Source organism: Microbacterium album (assembly GCF_014643695.1).
In the GTDB taxonomy this organism is placed as follows: domain Bacteria; phylum Actinomycetota; class Actinomycetes; order Actinomycetales; family Microbacteriaceae; genus Microbacterium; species Microbacterium album.
Genome location: NZ_BMJY01000001.1, coordinates 293,086 through 310,337, shown reverse-complemented (window position 1 = coordinate 310,337; position 17,252 = coordinate 293,086). Strand labels below are relative to the sequence as shown.

Below are 17,252 nucleotides of genomic sequence, written 5' to 3'. Positions count from 1 at the left end.
CGCATGGTGCGTCTGCGCCGCACGTCGCCCGATCAGCCGGGCTGGACCCGCCGGCGCGCGGGCCGGGGCTTCGTCTATCTCGACGAGCACGGTGACCGGCTGCCGCCCGAGGACGCCGAGCGCGTGCGCTCTCTCGCGGTCCCGCCCGCATGGCGCGACGTCTGGGTGTGCCCGCACCCCAACGGGCACCTGCAGGCCGTCGGCACGGACGCCGCGGGGCGCCGGCAGTACCTGTACCACCCGCATTGGCGCACGCGCCGCGACGCCGAGAAGTTCGACCGCGTGCTCGGGTTCGGTCGCGCGCTGGCGCGGGCGCGCCCGCGCGTGGAGGCGGACCTCGCGCTCGACGCCCTCACGCGCGACCGCGCCTGCGCGCTCGCCGTGCGCCTGCTCGACCTCGGCTGCTTCCGCATCGGCAACGACGTCTACGCCGACGCGCACGGGAGCTTCGGGCTCACGACCCTGCGGCGCGACCACGTCGCCCGGCGCGGAGACGTCCTCGTGTTCGCCTTCACCGGCAAGTCCGGCGTCGCCCACCGGATCGAGATCGCGGACGCCGAGGTGACGCGCGCGGTCGAGAGCCTGCGCCGCCGCCGCGGCGAGGACGCGGGCGAGACGCTGCTCGCCTACCGCGACGAGCGCTGGCATCCCGTCACCCCCGCGATCGTCAACGAGTATGTCCGGGACGTGACCGGCATGGACGCCACGGCGAAGGACTTCCGGACGTGGCACGCCACCGTGCTCGCGGCGGTGTCGATCGCCGAGGGCGCCGAGGCACTCGAGCGGTCGGGGCGCGGCGGAGTCACACGCCGCCGCCGCGTCGTCACCGACGCCATGCGCGACGTCGCGGCATTCCTGGGAAACACGCCGACGCTGGCACGGGCGTCCTACGTCGACCCGCGCGTGGTCTCCGCGTACGAGGAGGGGCGGACGATCCGCGCGGCCGTGCGGCGCCGCTATCGCTCGGACCGCGAGAGGCAGGACGCGCTCGAGCGTGCGACGCGGCGCCTCATCCAGAGCACGGACGACGAGTGAGCACACTGCACGGGCCCGTCCGCCACGTCGCCCACTCGATCCGATAACGACTGAGCAGGATGCGCAAACCGGCACTCCGCGCCCTGCTAGTGTCTCGCACTATGGCCTCCCTGGATCACGTCGACCTTGAGCTGCTCGCGGCACTGAGCGAGGACCCCCGCACCACCGTGGTGGCACTGGCCGAACGCCTGCGCCTGTCCCGCAACACCGTCCAGGCCCGCATGGCGCGGTTGGACAAGACGGGCGTCTTCCGCTCCTTCGAGCGCTCGATCTCCACGACGGCCCTCGGGTTCCCGCTTGAGGCCTTCATCGCGATCGGCGTGCGCCAGGTGGAGCTGCCGCGCATCACGGGAGAGCTCGCGGGGGTTCCGGAGGTCGTGCAGGTGCACGGGATGTCGGGTCAGACAGATCTGCTCGCCCTCGTCGCCTGCCGCGATGCGCGCCACCTGTTCGACGTCGACGCGCGCATCCTCGGGATCGAGGGGGTCGAGCGCACGGAGACGTCGCTCGTCATGAGCGAGGCGGTCCCGTACCGCGTCAGCGGCCTGATGGAGCTGGCCCGCCGCGAGCCCTAGGCCCGCGACCGGCGGCTCACGAGAGGAACGCTCGGATGGCGGCGACCGCCTCGACGGGCTTCTCGTAGTGGATGAGGTGGCCGACGTCCGCGATCTCCACGAGCGTCGCGTCGGGGATGCGCCGGGCGAGCACGCGCTCCGCCTCGATCGGCGTGATGTCGTCGCGGTCCGCCGCCACGAGCAGCGTCGGCACGCCGATCCGGTCGGCGTAGTCGCCGACGTCGTGCGACACACTGGTGACGAACGCCTCGTGCAGCACGTCGCGGTCGGCGAAGCTCGAGAAGTACCGGTCGTGCTGGTCGTGGATGAACGCGCGCAGGCCGCGGTCGCGCGTCTTGGCCATCGCCATGCTCGTGACCCGCACGATCAGCCGGTTCCGCAGCAGCCAGGTGCCGACGCGCCGGGGCAGGCGCGCGCCGACCCAGTAGTAGGCGATCGCGAGGCGTGTCAGCACGCCGCGCGGGCCGGACAGTGCCGGCGCGCCGATCGGGTTCACGAGGATGAGGCGCGGGGTGCTCAGCTCGCCGGCGACGGCCGCAGAGGCCACGATCGAGCCGAACGAGTGCCCCAGCACCACGGCACCGGGCGCGACGGCCCCGACGAACGCCGTGAGCCACTCGGCGTAGGTCGCGATGTCGTGCGCACGGCCGGGCAACGGCGGCGTCTCGCCGAAGCCCGGCAGATCCGGCATGACGACCCGGATGCCGTCGAGGAACGCCACGACGGGCTCCAGGCCGTGATGCTCGCCGCGGAACCCGTGCACGGCCACGATGGTCGTCGCGGCGTCGCCGGCGCCGTACACCCAGTACGCGGTGCGCCCGCCGAGCACGCCCACCTCGTGTCGGGCCACGGGTATCGCGGCGAGCGGGGCGGCATAGGGCGACGGCACGGGCACGCGACGAGTCTACGGAGAGCGGACCTGGACGCTTCCCGGGGTGGCGCGGCGGGAATGTCGTCGCGGCGCTCTACCGTGTGGTGGTATGTCGAGGTCGTGGCCGGATCCGCCCCCGCTGTTCGAGCTGGACGAGCTCGACGGACCGGGAGAGACCCGCACCTGGGCGCCGCGACGATCGGTCGCGCGACGCGCCCGCCGGAGCAGCTCGGCCGGGAAGGCACTCGGCGGCGCGACGCTGGCCGAGACGGCGCTCTTCTCGCAGCTGTTCGCGGCGACGGCCGTCGCGCCCGTCCCGACCGCTGCGGCTCTCGCCCGCGCGCCCTGGACACGGCGCATCGGGGTGTTCGACCTGGAGACCACGGGGATCGACGTCACGCAGGACCGCATCGTCTCGGCGTACGTCGGTCTGCTCGACGAGTCGGGCGCCGTGGTCCACGACGAGCACTGGCTCGCCGACCCGGGGATCGACATTCCCGCCGAAGCCACCGCCGTGCACGGCATCACGACCGAGCGAGCCCGCTCGGAGGGCCGTCCGGCCGCCGAGGTCGTGGCCGAGGTCGCCGCGGCGCTGCGCACGCTCCTGTCCGCCGAGATCCCGGTCGTGGCATACAACGCCGCCTACGACTTCTCGCTGCTCAAGCACGAGGCCTCGCGCCACGGCGTCGCGCCGCTCGCCGAGCCGGCGCCCGTGATCGACCCGCTCGTGATCGACAAGACCTACGACCGATACCGCAAGGGCAAGCGGACGCTCGACGTGGTGGCGGCGCACTACTCCGTGCCGCTCGAGGCCGCGCACGACGCGAGCGCCGACGCGGTCGCGGCGGGCCGCGTCGCACTCGCCCTGGCCGAGCGCTTCGCGGATCGTCTGCCCGAATGCCCGCACGAGCTGCACTCGCGGCAGATCGGCTGGGCGCGCGAGCAGGCGGAGAGCCTGACGGAGTACTTCGTCCGTATCGGCCGCCTGGAGCCGACCGAGGCGCTCGACGGCACCTGGCCCGTCCGCTGAACCCCTCACCGAGCCGGGCCGCCCACCCCCCGATACGACGAATGCCCCGCCGAGGCGGGGCATTCGTGCGCGAGAGCTGCGGCTTACTTCGAGCCGAAGTTCTTGAAGCGCTGGTTGAACTTCTCGACGCGGCCGGCCGAGTCCATGATGCGCTGCTTGCCCGTGTAGAACGGGTGCGACGCCGACGAGATCTCGACATCGATGACCGGGTACTCGACGCCGTCGAGCTCGATCGTCTTGTCGCTCGTCACGGTCGAACGGGTGAGGAAGGTCTCGCCCGAACCGAGGTCGCGGAACACGACCGCCTTGTACTCGGGGTGGATGTCAGTCTTCATGGGGGTCCTTGCCAAGAGAGTTCGAAAGTCTTCCGGTGCTTGGGCACCAGCGACCGAGTCTACCAGATGCGACGCCGCCTGCGAGCAGATCCCGCTCAGCGCGCGCGAGCGGCGTAGCGCCCGTCCGCCTGCGACAGCACGATGGGCACGCCGAAGGTGTCGGTCAGCGCCGCGTCGGTGAGCGTCTCGGCGAGGGGGCCGGCCGCGACCGCCTTGCCGTCGCGCAGCAGGAGCACGTGCGTGAAGCCCGCGGGGATCTCCTCGACGTGGTGCGTCACCATCACGAGGGCGGGCGTCACGGGCGACTGCGCGTACTCGCTCAGCAGGCCCACGAGCACCTCGCGCGACCCGAGGTCGAGGCTCGCGGTCGGCTCGTCGAGCAGCAGCAGCTCGGGATCCGTCATGATCGCACGCGCCACCTGCACGCGCTTCTGCTCGCCGTCGCTGAGGGTGCCGAACGTGCGCTCGGCGAGGTGCTCGAGGCGCCACTCGGCCAGGACCCGGCGGGCCCGCCGCTCGTCGATGTTCTCGTACTGCTCGTTCCATCGGCCGAGCACCGAGTACGCGGCGGTCAGCACCGCGTCGAGCACGCGCTCGTCCGCGGGAATCCGCCGCGCGAGGGCCTGCGAGGCGAATCCGATGCGCGGGCGCAGCTCGAACACGTCCGTCCGGCCGAGACGCTCGCCCAGGATCTCCACGGTCCCGGTGGTGGGGTACAGCAGGGTGTCGGCGAGCTGCAGCAGGGTCGTCTTGCCCGCACCGTTCGGACCCAGCACGACCCATCGCTCGTCATCGTTCACGGTCCACGTGAGCCCGTCCACGATGTTCCGGCCGTCCCGGCGGACCACGACGTTGTCGAAGGAGAGCACTGTGGGCATGGGGCCAGCCTACCCAGTCGCCCCGGTGCATCCCGCCGGACGCGCGGCGACGCGAATGCGCAGCGGCGGGGCAGCGGGCGCAGGACCGCTACGCTCGGAGACCGTGACCGCGCGCTTCCTCGTCATCCTCGACGCCGACTCCACCCTGATCCGCAACGAGGTCATCGAGCTGATCGCCGACGAGGCCGGCCGCGGTGCCGAAGTCGCGGCGGCGACGGAGGCGGCGATGCGCGGCGAGGTGGACTTCGCGGAGAGCCTGCGCTCGCGCGTGCGGGAGCTCGCGGGCGTTCCGGTCGCCTCGTTCGCACGCGTGCGCGCCCGCATCGAGCCGACCCCCGGCGTGACGACCCTCGTGGACGCGGTGCACGCCCGCGGGGGCCTCGTCGGCGTGGTCTCGGGCGGGTTCCACGAGATCCTCGACGATGTGGCCCCCGAGCTCGGGGTCGACTTCTGGCGAGCGAATCGCCTGACCGCGGCCGACGGCGTGCTCGCGGGCACGGTGGACGGGCCCATCGTGGATGCCGCGGCGAAGCGCGATCAGCTGCTGAGATGGGCGGACGAGCACGACGTTCCGGCCACCCGGACCATCGCGATCGGCGACGGCGCCAACGACCTGCTCATGCTCCAGGCCGCGGGGCTCGGCATCGCCTTCAACGCCAAGCCCGCCGTGCGGCGAGCCGCGCCCGTCGTGATCGGCCCGGTCGATCTGGCGCAGGTCGTTCCGCTGCTGCCCCGCGCCCCGCACTGACCAGCGCGCCGACGCGGACGCGCGCGCGGCATGTCGGAGGCCGAGCGTAGCCTCACGGCATGAGCGACATCATCCTCGTCCCGGGCCTCTGGCTGGACGCATCCTCCTGGTCCGACGTCGTCGGCCCCCTCGAGCGCGCGGGGCATCGCGCGCTGCCCCTCACGCTGCCCGGCGTCGGCGCGCCTGCCGCCGAGTCCGCTGACGTGGGCATGGACCAGTGGGTCGATGCCGTCGTGGCCGAGATCGATGGACGGCACGGACCCGCGGTGGTCGTCGGGCACTCCGGCGGCGGCAACGTCGCCTGGGCCGCGGCCGACCGGCGCCCCGAGGCCGTCTCGCGCGTCGTGCTCGTCGACACGGTACCGCCGCCGAACGGGCAGATCATCTCGGAGTTCCCCGTCGTGGACGGCGTGGTGCCGTTCCCGGGGTGGGACGCGTTCGAGCCCGACGACATCGCGGACCTCGACGAGGACACGCGCGCGCGAGTCGCGGCGACCGCGCGCAGCGTTCCCGCCCGCGTACCGACCGACCCGCTGACCCTGCACGACGAGCGTCGCCACGGGGTTCCGGTGACGCTGCTGATGGGGCAGGCGGACGAGACCGCGCTGCGCGGAATGATCGCTCACTGGCCGGAGTGGGCCGCGGAGCTGGAGGCGATCGAGCGGCTCGACGTGGTCCGGCTCGGATCCGGGCACTGGCCGCAGTTCTCGCGCCCGGCGGCGCTCGCTCAGGCGATAGCCGCCGCCATCGCCTGAGCGTCAGTGAGGCGACGCCGTCGTCAGTGCCCCATTCCGAGGCCGCCGTCGACGGGGATGACCGCACCGGAGATGTACGCGGCGTCGTCCGACGCCAGCCACGCCACGGCGCCCGCGACCTCGCTCGCGCTGCCGTAGCGGCCGGCGGGGATCGACTTGCGATACTCGGCCTGGGTGTCTTCCGGCAGGGCCGCGGTCATGTCGGTCTCGATGAAGCCCGGGGCGACCACGTTCGCCGTGATCCCGCGAGCGCCGAGCTCGCGCGTGAGCGAGCGGGCGAAGCCCACGAGCGCGCTCTTCGAGGAGGCGTAGTTCACCTGACCCGCCGAGCCGTACAGGCCGACGACGCTGGAGATGAGGATGACGCGACCGAAGCGCGCCTTCAGCATGCCCTTGGAGGCGCGCTTGACCACGCGGAAGGCGCCGCCGAGGTTCGTCGCGACGACGCTGTCGAAATCGTCCTCGCTCATCCGCATCAGGAGCGTGTCCTTCGTGATGCCGGCGTTCGCGACCACGATCTCGACGGCGCCGAGCTCGCGCTCGACCTCCGTGAAGGCGGCATCGACGGCGGCGGCGTCGGTCACGTCCGCGCGCACGGTCAGCGTGCCCTCCGGGCCCTCGCCGCTGCGGGCGGTCACCGCGACGCGGTACCCCTCCTGGACGAAGCGCTCGGCGATCGCGCGGCCGATGCCGCGGTTTCCGCCGGTGACGAGGACGACGCGTTCACTGCTCACGGTGTGCTCTTTCCTGATCGGGGCGGCCCGGATCGGGCGGCCGGGTCGTGGACCGGTCGCCAGCTTAGGGTGTGCTCTTCGGCCGCTGGGTCATCCCCGCCGTCCGGGCGTCATCCCGGCATCGGCGGCGTAGGCTGGAGAGACCGTGAAGACCCCGAAGAAGCACGCCCCTCCGACGCAGTCGGCGACGTCGCTCCCGCTCGCGCCGGAGGACGACGCCGGGGCTCGCGTGCGCACGTACCTGATCACGATGGGCATCCGCACCGCCTGCCTGGTGCTCATGGCCCTCGTGATCCCGTACGGCTGGCACACCATCCTGTTCGCGATCGGCGCGGTCGTCCTGCCCTACTTCGCCGTCGTCGTCGCGAATGCCGCCAGCGGCAAGCCCGTGGTCGTGGCGCAGCGCCCGGAGGCCCCCGCGATCGAGGCCCCCGCCACCCGGCCCGAGCGCGACGGCGACGCGGCGGCGCCGGTCATCCGGATCTCGGAGGCGCCCCGGCGCGAGGACCCGGGTCCGCGATGATCGGGCTGGACCCCGGGGCCCCCACCTGCTCGCGCGCCGGCTGCGCCGCGGCCGCGACGCGGTCGGTGCTGTGGCGCAATCCGCGCATCCACACCCCCGACCGGCGCAAGGTCTGGCTCGCGTGCGATGAACACGTGGGCTACCTGCGCGACTTCCTCGCCGCGCGCGACTTCCCGCTCGAGGTGCGCGACGGCGTGACGGCCGGGGACGACGCCGCCACGGAGCGCCGCGCATGAACCGCTCCCCCGCCGTCCGCTGGACCGGCTATGCCCTCGTCGCGCTCGCCTTCGCGATCGTGTGCGCCTTCCTCTCGCACTGGCAGTTCGCCCGCAACGAGAGCCGCGCGGAGATGCTCGCGCTCGTTGCGGAGAACTACGACGCGCCGGCTGTGCCGATCGAGACGATCCTCGACGCCGAGCCGGGCGGCTACGAGCCGGGCGACGAGTGGCGGCCGGTCGTGCTGCAGGGCCGGTACCTCGACGACGAGCAGCTGCTCGTCCGCAATCGCGCGCACGGCGGCACCAGCGCGTTCGAGGTGCTCGTGCCGTTCGAGCTCGCGGACGGACGGATCGTCGCCGTGGATCGCGGCTGGGTGCCGCCCGGAGAGGACGCCGTCCCCGAGACCGTGCCGGCCGCTCCGGAAGGGCAGGTCACGGTGACCGGGCGGCTCCGCCCCGGCGAGCCGCTGCCGTCATCCGGGCGGGGCGCGCCGGAGGGACAGCTGCCGACCATCCATCTGCCCTCGCTCGCCGAGCGCACGGGCGCGACGACCGTGACCGCGGCGTACGTGCTCATGGCCTCGGAGGACCCGGCCCCCGCGGAGCGGCCGGCCGCGCTGGCGCCGCCGACCGAGGACCCGGGACCGCACCTGTCGTACGCGATCCAGTGGATCCTGTTCGCGATCATGGGCTTCGTCTTCATCGCCTACATGATCCGCACGGAGATCCGCGCCCGCCGCGAGTCCCCGAACGACGAGGACGACGACGCCCTTCCTCCTCCGCCCGCGCGACGCCGTCGCGACCGCGACGCGGACGAGGAGGACGCGCTCATCGACGCGGCCCGGTGACCTACCCCTCGACTTCGACGCCCTGGTACGGCGACAGGGTCGTCCACACGCCGTCCTCCGGTCCGCCGAGTCCGACCGCCGGAACCAGATAGAGGATGACGTCCCCGCCCCGCTCAAGCAGGGGCGCCTGACTTGATGCCGGTGACGCGTCGCCATCGATCGCCGGCGCCACGAGGATGCGATCACCGACGGCTGCTCCGCCCTTCTGGACTTCCGACACGACGACCTCGTACACGACGGCGTCGAGCGTCTCGTGCTTCTCCTCGCCGCTTTCGGTAATCGTCACCCGTCGGCTTGGGAAGGAGACCACGCGCTCGGATCTCACCGGCCTCTCCGCCACCTGCACGACCAGCCCTGCGGCCTCGGTCATGGCCGCCGCGTCGGGCAGCCAGGCGTAGGAGGCGTCCGAACGACCGACGATTGCTGTCTCCCCGCTCGGCTGAGCGCACCCCGCGAGGGATCCCGCCGCGAGAACCGTCGCGATGGTCGCGCGGGCGCGAAGCGATCCCGCCGAAGACCAGTGCTGCCGTCTGCCCATGCCACTCCCGCCAGAGACGCCTGTGACCGTGCCGCCCGGCCGAGGCCGCGGGCACGGTCACATTGTGTGGGGAACGCAGGCGACTTCGCCAGAGCCCGTGCGAGAGTTCACGAGCTCGTCACCGGCCGGTTCAGGGCTCGGGGGTGGCCAGGGCCTGGAGGATCGCGTGGTTGAACGCGTCGAGGTCGCCCGGATTGCGCGAGGTGATGAGGTTGCCGTCGATCACGACCTCCTCGTCGCGCCACTGCGCGCCCGCGTTCTTCAGGTCGGTCTCGAGGGAGGCGTACGAGGTCAGCTCCCGGCCCTCGGCGAGGCCCGCCTCCGCGAGAATCCACGGGGCGTGGCAGATGGCCGCCACCGGCTTGCCCGACGCGAAGAACTCCTTCACGAACGCCACGGCGTCCTGGTCGAGGCGCAGCGCGTCGGCGTTGAGGGTGCCGCCGGGCAGCACGAGCATGTCGTAGTCCCCGGGTTGCGCCTGCGACACCGGCACGTCCACGTCGAAGACGTCGCCGTGCTCCCAGTCGTTCTGCATCGCCTGGAGCGTGCCCTCGGACGGCGAGACGATCACCGTGGTCGCGCCCTCGCGGTCGAGCGCCTCGCGCGGGCTGGTGAGTTCGACCTGCTCGACCCCCTTCGTCAGCAGGAATGCGATCTTCTTGTCGGCAACGGCCATGGACGGCTCCTCTCATCCTGAGCGCGCCGGAGCGCGTCGTGTGGGATCGGACGCATCCATCCCAGCCGGAGCCCCCGCGGGGAGCAAGGGCCTCGACAGCGACGACGCGGCGCGCTACGCGAGCGTGATGAGGTCGAGGTACGACTTGTTCCAGATGTCCTCGACGCCGTCGGGCAGGAGCAGCACGCGCTCGGGGTTGAGAGCCTCGACCGCGCCCTCGTCGTGCGACACGAGCACGACCGCGCCCTCGTAATGGGCGAGTGCGCCGAGGATCTCGTCGCGCGACGCGGGATCGAGGTTGTTGGTCGGCTCGTCGAGCAGCAGCACGTTCGCGCTCGACACGACGAGCGTCGCGAGCGACAGGCGCGTCTTCTCCCCGCCCGAGAGGACGCCCGCCGGCTTGTGGACGTCGTCGCCCGTGAAGAGGAACGAGCCGAGCACCTTGCGCGCCTCGGTCTCGTTCAGGTCGGGCGCGGCCGAGATCATGTTCTCGAGCACCGAGCGCTTCACGTCGAGGTTCTCGTGCTCCTGCGCGTAGTAGCCGATCTTCAGGCCGTGCCCCGACTCGATCCGCCCCGTGTCGCTCTTGTCGACGCCCGCGAGGATGCGCAGCAGCGTCGTCTTGCCGGCCCCGTTGAGCCCCAGCACGACGACCTTCGAGCCGCGATCGATCGCGAGGTCGACGCCGGCGAAGATCTCGAGGGCGCCGTACGACTTCGACAGCGACTTGGCCATGAGCGGCGTCTTGCCGCACGGGGCCGGCTTCGGGAACCGCAGCTTGGCGACGCGGTCCTCTTGGCGCACCTCCTCGAGGCCCGACAGCAGCTTCTCGGCGCGCGCGACCATCTGGTGGGCGGCGGCGGCCTTCGACGCCTTCGCGCCGAAGCGCGCGGCCTGCTGCTGCAGCGCCGACGCCTTCTTCTCGGCGTTGGCGCGCTCCTTCTTGCGGCGCTCCTCGTCGGCGACGCGCTGGCGCAGGTAGTGCTTCCAGCCCATGTTGTAGATGTCGATGACCTGGCGGTTGGCGTCCAGGTAGAACACGCGGTTGACGGTCTCGCCGACGAGGTCGACGTCGTGGCTGATCACGATCAGCCCGCCCTTGTACGACTTCAGGAACTCGCGCAGCCACACGACGCTGTCGGCGTCGAGATGGTTGGTCGGCTCGTCGAGGATCATCGACTCCGCGTCGGAGAACAGGATGCGCGCCAGCTCGATGCGGCGCCGCTGGCCGCCCGAGAGCGTCTTCAGCGGCTGGTCCAGGATCCGATCGGGCAGCGACAGGTTGTGCGCGATGGAGGCCGCCTCCGCTTCCGCGGCGTACCCGCCGAGGGCCTCGAACCGCTCGGTGAAGTGCGCGTAGCGCTTCATCGCCTTGGCGGCGGTCTTGGCGTCGTCGGACGCCATCTCGACCGACGCCTCCTGCATGCCCAGCGCCAGGGAGCCGAGCCCGCGGGCGTCGAGGATGCGCGTACGCGCGAGCTGCTCGGGGTCGCCGCTGCGGGGGTCCTGTGGCAGGTATCCCAGTTCCCCCACCCGGTCGACCCTGCCGTTCGAGGGCATGAGGTCGCCGGCGAGCACCTTCGTGAGGGTGGTCTTCCCCGCGCCGTTGCGGCCCACGAGGCCGACCTTGTCGCCGGGGCCCACCCGGAAGGAGACGTCGGACATCAGCAGTCGCGCGCCCACGCGGATCTCGAGATCGTGCACGGCAAGCACAGCGGACATCCGTTCTTCGCGGGTGGCGAGCGTCGGGGACGGGAGGGGCGGCCGAACGGCCAGCCTCCCAGTATAGATCCTCGCGCGCGCCCCCTCCCACCTGCGCCGGATCGTCCGGCGGTCAGCCGGCGCGATCACCCGGCGTCAGGCGATCCCCCGGGCACTCAGGGCGTCGGCGACGTCGTCGGCGTGTCGCAGCGATCGGACGAGCAGGGGCACGACGGCTCGGAACCCGAGGCGCACGCCGCGCGCCCGCTGCGCCTCGCGGATGCGGCGGAAGAAGCCCGCGATCACGGGCACGAGTGCGATCGTGAGCGACAGCGCGAAGGCGACCCGCCAGGGATCGACGCCGAATCGGCGCAGCGGCTCCACGCCGCGCCGGAGCGCGTCGAGCAGGTCCGACGAGCGCGTCGTCAAGGTCAGCAGCGCCGCCAGCAGCACCACCGCGGCGATGCGCACGGTCGTGACGAACGCCGCGGCGGGACCGGCGAACACGAGCTGGAGGACCGCGACGAAGACGACGATCCAGCGGATCGCCCACGCCTGCCGGGCCCACGTGCGAGGCCCGAAGCCGGCAAGAGCGAAGAGGGCGAACACCACGCCGAGCGCCGCCGCGGCGGTCATCCACGTGTGGGGCCACACGGACAGGGCGACGGCGAGCACCGCCAGCCCCGCGAGCTTCGCGGCCGCGGGGAGGCGGTGCAGGAGGCTCCGGCCGGGCCGGTACAGGGAGATCACGCGAACTCGCGGCGATACGCGTCGATGACGGACCCGGGGTCCCCCGCCTCGACGAGCCGCCCGTCCGAAAACCGGAGCACGATGTCGCAGCGCGCCGCGAGGTCGAGGTCGTGCGTCACGATCACGGCCTGCGCGTCGATGCCGCCGGCGCCGGGATCCGCGAGCAGCAGCTGCGCCATACGCCGCGCGTTCCCCAGGTCCAGGAGCGTGGTCGGCTCGTCCGCGACCACGAGAGCCGGGCGGCGGATCAGCACCGACACGAGCGCGAGCAGTTGCTTCTGGCCGCCGGAGAGGCTGTATGCCGGCTGATCCGCGCGGTCGGCGAGCCCGTGCCGCTCCAGCTCACCGCGGACGCGCTCGGCGATCTCGGCCCGCGAGAGCCCCGCGCGCTGGAGCGACAGCGCCACGTCCTCGGCGACCGTCGGCATGAGGATCTGCGCGTCGGGGTCCGAGAACACGAACCCGACGCGCTCGCGCGTCGCCCGCGGGTCGGCCGCGACGTCGATCCCGTGCACGGTCACGCGGCCGCTCGACGGCGCCACCAGACCGTTCAGCAGGCGCGCGAACGTCGACTTCCCGGAGCCGTTCGCGCCGATCACGCCGATCCGCCGCTGTGACAGCCGCACCGTGACGTCGTCGAGGATGCGCGCTCCCCCGGCCGCGACGGACACGCGCTCGAGCGCGATCGAGCCGTCGCCCCGCGCATGGCCGTCCGGGCGCTCAGCCACGTCCGTCCGCCGTCGCGGGACGAGCGGCGGCAGCGAAGGCCGGCGGATACGCGCGGTGCAGAGCGAGCACGAGGGCGGTGGCGACCGCGACCTTGATCGCATCACCCGGGAGGAACACGACGCTCCCCACCGCCGCCTGCGCGAGCGAGAGGTCCATCACGAGCGCCTGCACCGGGATCCCGACCAGGTAGACCACGAGGACGCCACCCACGGCCGCGCCCAGCGCGACGCGCCACCAGAGGCGCGCGACCGAGGCCGTCCCGCGCCGGAGGCCGGCGTGCGCGATCAGGCCCGTCGCCACGACGCCGGGCAGCCATCCCAGCAGATACCCGGCGGTCGGCCCGACGAAGACGCCCAGTCCCCCGCGCCCGCCCGAGAGCACGGGGAGCCCGATCGCCGCGAGCAGGATCACGATGGCGACCGCCAGGGCGCCCCGCTTGGCGCCGAGCACGGCACCGGCGAGCATGACGCCGAGGGTCTGTGCGGTGATCGGCACCCCGCCCGGACCGGGAACCGATCCGGCCACGCCGAGGACGACGATGATGGCGGCGAAGACGGCGATGCGGGCGAGATCCCGCCCGTCGACGGTTGCGGTGCGGCTCATGCTGGCTCCTGAGGCTGGGGATCGCGACGGCGTCCTGAACACCGTTCACGTGAACGCCGTTCAGTATAGTGAGGTCCATGCCGGCCCGTGACACTCCCCGCACCGGGCGTTACGACCGGGAAGCGATCGTCGACACCGCCCTGCGGCTCCTGGAGGAGACGGGGCTCCCGGACCTGTCGATGCGCCGCCTCGCCGCCGCGCTGGGCGTGCAGCCGAGCGCCCTTTACTGGCACTTCGAGAACAAGCAGTCCCTGCTCGCGGCCGTCGCCGACCGCATCGTCGGGTCCGCCGCCGGAGCGGGGCGCGACCCGACCGCGGTGGCGCTGGCGTTGCGCGACGCGCTGCTGTCGCACCGGGACGGCGCCGAGATCGTGCTGAGCACGTACGCGCTGGGGCTCGCATCGGACGACGCGCTCTCCCGCCTCGCCGCGGCTCTGGAACGGGACGTCGAGCCGGCGCGAGCGCGGACGGCGGCGACCGTGCTCCTGCAGTTCGTGCTCGGCCACGCCTCGCTCGTGCAGCAGCGCATCCAGGCGGCACGGTTCGGCGCGTACCCCGCCGCCGAGGCGGAAGTGGCCCGGTCGACGGCTGACGAGTTCGCGCATGGCCTGCGGATGCTGTTGGCCGGCCTGACGGCCGCCCCGCGCGGCTGAACCGATGGTGTCGCCGCCCTCGGCGCCGCGCGTGCGGGAGGACGGACGGCGGAGGATCGCGGGCATGTGCAGGCGAGAGGGGCCGGGGCGCCCGCACGTCCTCGATCCTGCGCATCTCCTGGACCGTGTCGGCGATCTCCTCGACGCCGGCACCGCCCTTCCGCGGCCCGGAACCGCGCGTTGGCAGCCGTGTCCCGCTCCCGTAGCCTCGCCTCGCCGGATGCCGGCATCCCGACGCGCCGTCGACGACGACGGCCACGACGAAAGGGCGATGCCCCATGACCACGTCCCGAGCGGCCCTCCTCACGGGCCCCAACACCGTCGAACTCGTCGAGTATCCCGTACCCGACATCGGCGAGGACGAAGCCATCCTCCGCATCGAGGCGGCCGCGCTGTGCGGCAGCGACGTCGCCCAGGTGCGCTCGGGACGGAGCGCGGGGAAGCCGACGCGCCTGGTCCCGGGCCACGAGCCCATGGGTGTGATCGACCGGATCGGGGCGGGCGCCGCCGAGCGCTGGGGCGTCCGCGAGGGGGATCGCGTGGCGGTGGAGGTGGTCGTGCCGTGCCACGCGTGCCCGGCCTGCGCCGCCCGCAACCACGTGTCGTGCGAGCGCTCGCTCGGCGCGTACGGCTATCGCCCGTTCGAGAGCCCCACGCCGCTGATCGGCGGTTTCGCCGACTACATGTACCTGCACCCGCAGTCCGTGGTCCACCGCATCGACCGGGAGGTCCCGGTGTCCGTCGCCGCGATGTACAACTCCTTCGCGGCGGGCGTGCGCTGGGGCGTGCACCTGGGGGGCGCACGCGAGGGCTCGACCGTGCTGATCCTGGGCGCGGGACAACGCGGCATCGCGGCCGCGATCGCCGCCCGTCAGGCCGGCGCCGAGCAGATCATCGTGACGGGCCTCGCGCGCGACCGGCACAAGCTGGACGCGGCACTCGCGCTCGGTGCGGACACCGCCGTGTACGCCGACTCGGAGGACGTTCCCGAGCGCGTCCGCGAGCTGACGGACGGACGCCTGGCGGACGTCGTGCTCGACCTGACCCCCGATGCAGCCCAGCCCGTTCAGGACGCGCTGGACGCCGCGCGCCCGGGCGGACGCGTCGTGCTCGCCGGCCTCAAGCACGGTCGCGGCATCGAGCTCGTCACCGACCGGATCATCCAGAAGGGGCTGACGGTCGTGGGCGCGCGCGGCGTCGAGTCGACCTCGATCGACGAGGCGATCACGCTCATCGAGTCTGGGCGGTTCCCGCTCGAGGAGCTGCACACGCACTCCTTCGGCCTCGACGACGTGGTGCGCGGCATCGACGTGCTCGCCGGTGTGCCCGACGAGCCCGCCATCCACGTCTCGGTCGAGCCCTGAGCGCGACTCGCAGAAAGCGGCCCCGGGATCGTGAACCGATCCCGGGGCCGCTTCCGTCTGAGCGTCAGCCCTTGAAGGACATCGTCAGCCACGGGGTCATCGAGTTGCCGGGCGGCACGTCCAGCAGTCCGTCCCACCGCGAGGTGTTGACAGTCGGGAAGGCGCCGTTGAACCACGCGACGGGTGCGTAGTAGATCAGCTCCCGCGCTCGCTGCTGCAGGGCACGGAAGTGCTCGGCGCGCGTCTCGCGGTCCACCGTCTCCACCGCCGCGGCCGCCGCAGCGTCGATCTCAGGGTCGCAGATACCGGACGGGTTCGACGCGGCCGCCCTGCGCTCGTTGCACGTGTACCAGCGGGCGACGCCGATGCTCGGGTCGGCCCCGATCGTCGAACGGAGGAACGCCAGGTCGAAGTCGCTCGTGGTGTAGACGCGCTCGGTGAACACGGGGGATGCGGAGCCGTGGAGGTCGACGTTGATGCCGACCTCGGCGAGCTGCGATTTCGCGAGTTCGGCGGTCGCTCCGACCTCCGCGAGCGACTGGATGTACTGCACGTTCAGCGTGAAGCGGAACCCGTCCGCCTGCACGGGGAAGCCGGCCGCGTCGAGCCCGGCGTTGATCGCGTCGATGTCATGCGGGAAGTCGCGGTCGAAGTCGATGCTCGTGTCGCGAGCCCAGTCGAGCGCCTCGGGGAAGAAGCCCGTCGCGGGCTCGCCCAGCCCGGACAGCGCGCGCTCGGTGATCGCCTCGCGGTCGAGAGCCGCGAAGACGAGCGCACGAACCTCCGGATCCTGCAGGTACTCGCTCTGCGCGTTGAACATCGCCGAGATCAGCTGCGGGAAGACGCCCCGGGTGATCAGCTCCAGGTTGTCCTCCTGGGCGACGCGATCCTGCTGCGACGGCTCGATCTCGGCCTTGTCCACCTCGCCCGCGAACAGCGCGAGCGCCCGGCTGTTGGGGTCGGTCATGATCGGGTACACGACCCGGTCGGCGTTCACCTCGCCCTCCCAGTAGTCGGGGTTCCGCACGAACACGACCTGCTCCCCCGACGAGTATGACTCGAACATCATCGGCCCCGTCCCGACCGGCTCCATGTTCGCGGGATTCGTGACGTAGTCCGTGCCCTCGTAGATGTGCTTCGGGATCATGAACTGGATGCCGAGGGTCTCCAGCAGCGGGCCGTACGGCTCGCTGAGATGCACGACCGCCGTGTGGTCGTCGACCACCTCGACCGTGTCGACGCGCTGCGCGAGCGGTGCGCCGAAGGTCTGGAGTTCGACGATCTCCTCCAGGTTGAACTTCACGTCCTCGGCCGTGAAGGGCTCGCCGTCGTGCCACGAGACGTCGTCGCGCAGGTTGAGGGTCAGGGTGAGCCCGTCCTCCGCGAGCTCCCACGTCTCGGCGAGGCCGGGCGTGATCTCGTAGCGATCGGACACGCGCACGAGCGTGTCGAAGAGCTGACCGCTGAACATCGTCGCGGCCAGCCCGCTCGTGACCTGGGCGTTGAAGCTGTCGGGCTCGGAGCCGATGGCCTGGATGAAGACGCGTTCCTGCCCCTCACCTCCTCCACCGCCGCCTCCGCCGGTGCATCCGGCGATGCCGAGGAGGGCGACGGCGCCCACCGCGAGCGCGGCCATCCGTGTGCTGTGACTCATCATCGAGGTCCTCTTTCGTTCGGGGCTTCGTGGG

21 protein-coding genes are annotated in these 17,252 nt (G+C 72.3%); 10 read left to right on the top strand and 11 right to left on the bottom strand.

Features of this window, described 5'->3' with window-relative positions:
- The first annotated feature begins 3 nt into the window (after window positions 1-3).
- A complete protein-coding gene (locus IEX37_RS01615; RefSeq protein WP_188754494.1) occupies window positions 4-1,035 on the top strand; it encodes a DNA topoisomerase IB in 1,032 nt (343 codons plus the stop codon).
- A gap of 101 nt (window positions 1,036-1,136) precedes the next feature.
- Window positions 1,137-1,610: an Lrp/AsnC family transcriptional regulator gene (locus IEX37_RS01610; protein WP_188754493.1), complete on the top strand. Its 474-nt coding sequence runs from the start codon at window positions 1,137-1,139 to the stop codon at window positions 1,608-1,610.
- Window positions 1,611-1,626: 16 nt separating this feature from the next.
- Here the strand turns inward: IEX37_RS01610 and IEX37_RS01605 are convergent, their stop codons facing one another.
- Window positions 1,627-2,505 carry an alpha/beta fold hydrolase gene (locus tag IEX37_RS01605; RefSeq protein WP_188754492.1) on the bottom strand — a complete coding sequence of 293 codons (879 nt, stop codon included), beginning with the start codon at window positions 2,503-2,505 and terminating at the stop codon, window positions 1,627-1,629.
- A 262-nt stretch (window positions 2,506-2,767) separates the two neighbouring features.
- Between IEX37_RS01605 and IEX37_RS01600 the strand changes: the two genes are divergently transcribed.
- Complete coding sequence (locus IEX37_RS01600) at window positions 2,768-3,511, top strand: exonuclease domain-containing protein (RefSeq protein WP_373286241.1); 744 nt, start codon at window positions 2,768-2,770, stop codon at window positions 3,509-3,511.
- An 83-nt stretch (window positions 3,512-3,594) separates the two neighbouring features.
- On the opposite strand, the gene IEX37_RS01595 is transcribed toward IEX37_RS01600, so the two are convergent.
- Both IEX37_RS01595 and IEX37_RS01590 read right to left on the bottom strand, forming a co-directional pair.
- Entirely contained in the window at window positions 3,595-3,846 is a 252-nt protein-coding gene (locus IEX37_RS01595) for a type B 50S ribosomal protein L31 (RefSeq protein ID WP_135113515.1), read from the bottom strand.
- 95 nt (window positions 3,847-3,941) lie between these two features.
- Window positions 3,942-4,724, bottom strand: a complete 783-nt coding sequence (locus tag IEX37_RS01590; protein WP_188754490.1) for an ABC transporter ATP-binding protein — start codon at window positions 4,722-4,724, stop codon at window positions 3,942-3,944.
- Window positions 4,725-4,779: 55 nt separating this feature from the next.
- Here IEX37_RS01590 and serB point away from each other — a divergent pair, with 55 nt between their 5' ends.
- Both serB and IEX37_RS01580 read left to right on the top strand, forming a co-directional pair.
- Complete coding sequence (gene serB, locus IEX37_RS01585) at window positions 4,780-5,472, top strand: phosphoserine phosphatase SerB (protein WP_188754682.1); 693 nt, start codon at window positions 4,780-4,782, stop codon at window positions 5,470-5,472.
- Between the two features lie 59 nt (window positions 5,473-5,531).
- Window positions 5,532-6,227 carry an alpha/beta fold hydrolase gene (locus IEX37_RS01580; protein ID WP_188754489.1) on the top strand — a complete coding sequence of 232 codons (696 nt, stop codon included), beginning with the start codon at window positions 5,532-5,534 and terminating at the stop codon, window positions 6,225-6,227.
- 23 nt (window positions 6,228-6,250) lie between these two features.
- Here the strand turns inward: IEX37_RS01580 and fabG are convergent, their stop codons facing one another.
- Entirely contained in the window at window positions 6,251-6,961 is a 711-nt protein-coding gene (fabG, locus tag IEX37_RS01575) for a 3-oxoacyl-ACP reductase FabG (protein ID WP_188754488.1), read from the bottom strand.
- Window positions 6,962-7,106: 145 nt separating this feature from the next.
- Here fabG and IEX37_RS01570 point away from each other — a divergent pair, with 145 nt between their 5' ends.
- Genes IEX37_RS01570 through IEX37_RS01560 form a run of 3 tightly spaced genes read left to right on the top strand, consistent with a single transcriptional unit; the run spans window position 7,107 to window position 8,550 of the window.
- Complete coding sequence (locus IEX37_RS01570; RefSeq protein ID WP_188754487.1) at window positions 7,107-7,484, top strand: DUF3099 domain-containing protein; 378 nt, start codon at window positions 7,107-7,109, stop codon at window positions 7,482-7,484.
- The gene (locus IEX37_RS01565; RefSeq protein WP_188754486.1) at window positions 7,481-7,720 is read left to right on the top strand and encodes a hypothetical protein; all 240 of its coding nucleotides are present in this window, start codon (window positions 7,481-7,483) and stop codon (window positions 7,718-7,720) included. The genes IEX37_RS01570 and IEX37_RS01565 overlap by 4 nt, the downstream gene beginning before the upstream one ends.
- A complete protein-coding gene (locus IEX37_RS01560; protein WP_188754485.1) occupies window positions 7,717-8,550 on the top strand; it encodes an SURF1 family cytochrome oxidase biogenesis protein in 834 nt (277 codons plus the stop codon). The genes IEX37_RS01565 and IEX37_RS01560 overlap by 4 nt, the downstream gene beginning before the upstream one ends.
- Before the next feature lies 1 nt (window position 8,551).
- Here the strand turns inward: IEX37_RS01560 and IEX37_RS01555 are convergent, their stop codons facing one another.
- From IEX37_RS01555 to IEX37_RS01530, 6 genes are all read right to left on the bottom strand, one after another.
- A complete protein-coding gene (locus IEX37_RS01555) occupies window positions 8,552-9,088 on the bottom strand; it encodes a hypothetical protein (protein ID WP_188754484.1) in 537 nt (178 codons plus the stop codon).
- A gap of 130 nt (window positions 9,089-9,218) precedes the next feature.
- A complete protein-coding gene (locus IEX37_RS01550; RefSeq protein WP_188754483.1) occupies window positions 9,219-9,764 on the bottom strand; it encodes a type 1 glutamine amidotransferase domain-containing protein in 546 nt (181 codons plus the stop codon).
- A 114-nt stretch (window positions 9,765-9,878) separates the two neighbouring features.
- Complete coding sequence (locus IEX37_RS01545; RefSeq protein WP_188754681.1) at window positions 9,879-11,477, bottom strand: ABC-F family ATP-binding cassette domain-containing protein; 1,599 nt, start codon at window positions 11,475-11,477, stop codon at window positions 9,879-9,881.
- 144 nt (window positions 11,478-11,621) lie between these two features.
- Window positions 11,622-12,215, bottom strand: coding sequence for an energy-coupling factor transporter transmembrane component T family protein (locus IEX37_RS01540; protein WP_188754482.1), 594 nt, complete (start codon window positions 12,213-12,215; stop codon window positions 11,622-11,624).
- Window positions 12,212-12,943, bottom strand: a complete 732-nt coding sequence (locus IEX37_RS01535; RefSeq protein WP_229663000.1) for an energy-coupling factor ABC transporter ATP-binding protein — start codon at window positions 12,941-12,943, stop codon at window positions 12,212-12,214. The genes IEX37_RS01540 and IEX37_RS01535 overlap by 4 nt, the downstream gene beginning before the upstream one ends.
- Window positions 12,936-13,547, bottom strand: a complete 612-nt coding sequence (locus IEX37_RS01530; RefSeq protein WP_188754481.1) for a biotin transporter BioY — start codon at window positions 13,545-13,547, stop codon at window positions 12,936-12,938. Before IEX37_RS01530 ends, IEX37_RS01535 begins: the two co-directional genes overlap by 8 nt.
- Before the next feature lie 77 nt (window positions 13,548-13,624).
- On the opposite strand from IEX37_RS01530, the gene IEX37_RS01525 reads away from it, so the two are divergent.
- Window positions 13,625-14,200 carry a TetR family transcriptional regulator gene (locus tag IEX37_RS01525; RefSeq protein ID WP_188754480.1) on the top strand — a complete coding sequence of 192 codons (576 nt, stop codon included), beginning with the start codon at window positions 13,625-13,627 and terminating at the stop codon, window positions 14,198-14,200.
- Between the two features lie 278 nt (window positions 14,201-14,478).
- Window positions 14,479-15,564, top strand: coding sequence for a zinc-dependent alcohol dehydrogenase (locus IEX37_RS01520; protein WP_188754479.1), 1,086 nt, complete (start codon window positions 14,479-14,481; stop codon window positions 15,562-15,564).
- 64 nt (window positions 15,565-15,628) lie between these two features.
- Here IEX37_RS01520 and IEX37_RS01515 read toward each other — a convergent pair whose 3' ends face one another.
- Window positions 15,629-17,218 carry an ABC transporter substrate-binding protein gene (locus IEX37_RS01515; protein ID WP_188754478.1) on the bottom strand — a complete coding sequence of 530 codons (1,590 nt, stop codon included), beginning with the start codon at window positions 17,216-17,218 and terminating at the stop codon, window positions 15,629-15,631.
- Window positions 17,219-17,252 lie beyond the last annotated feature (34 nt).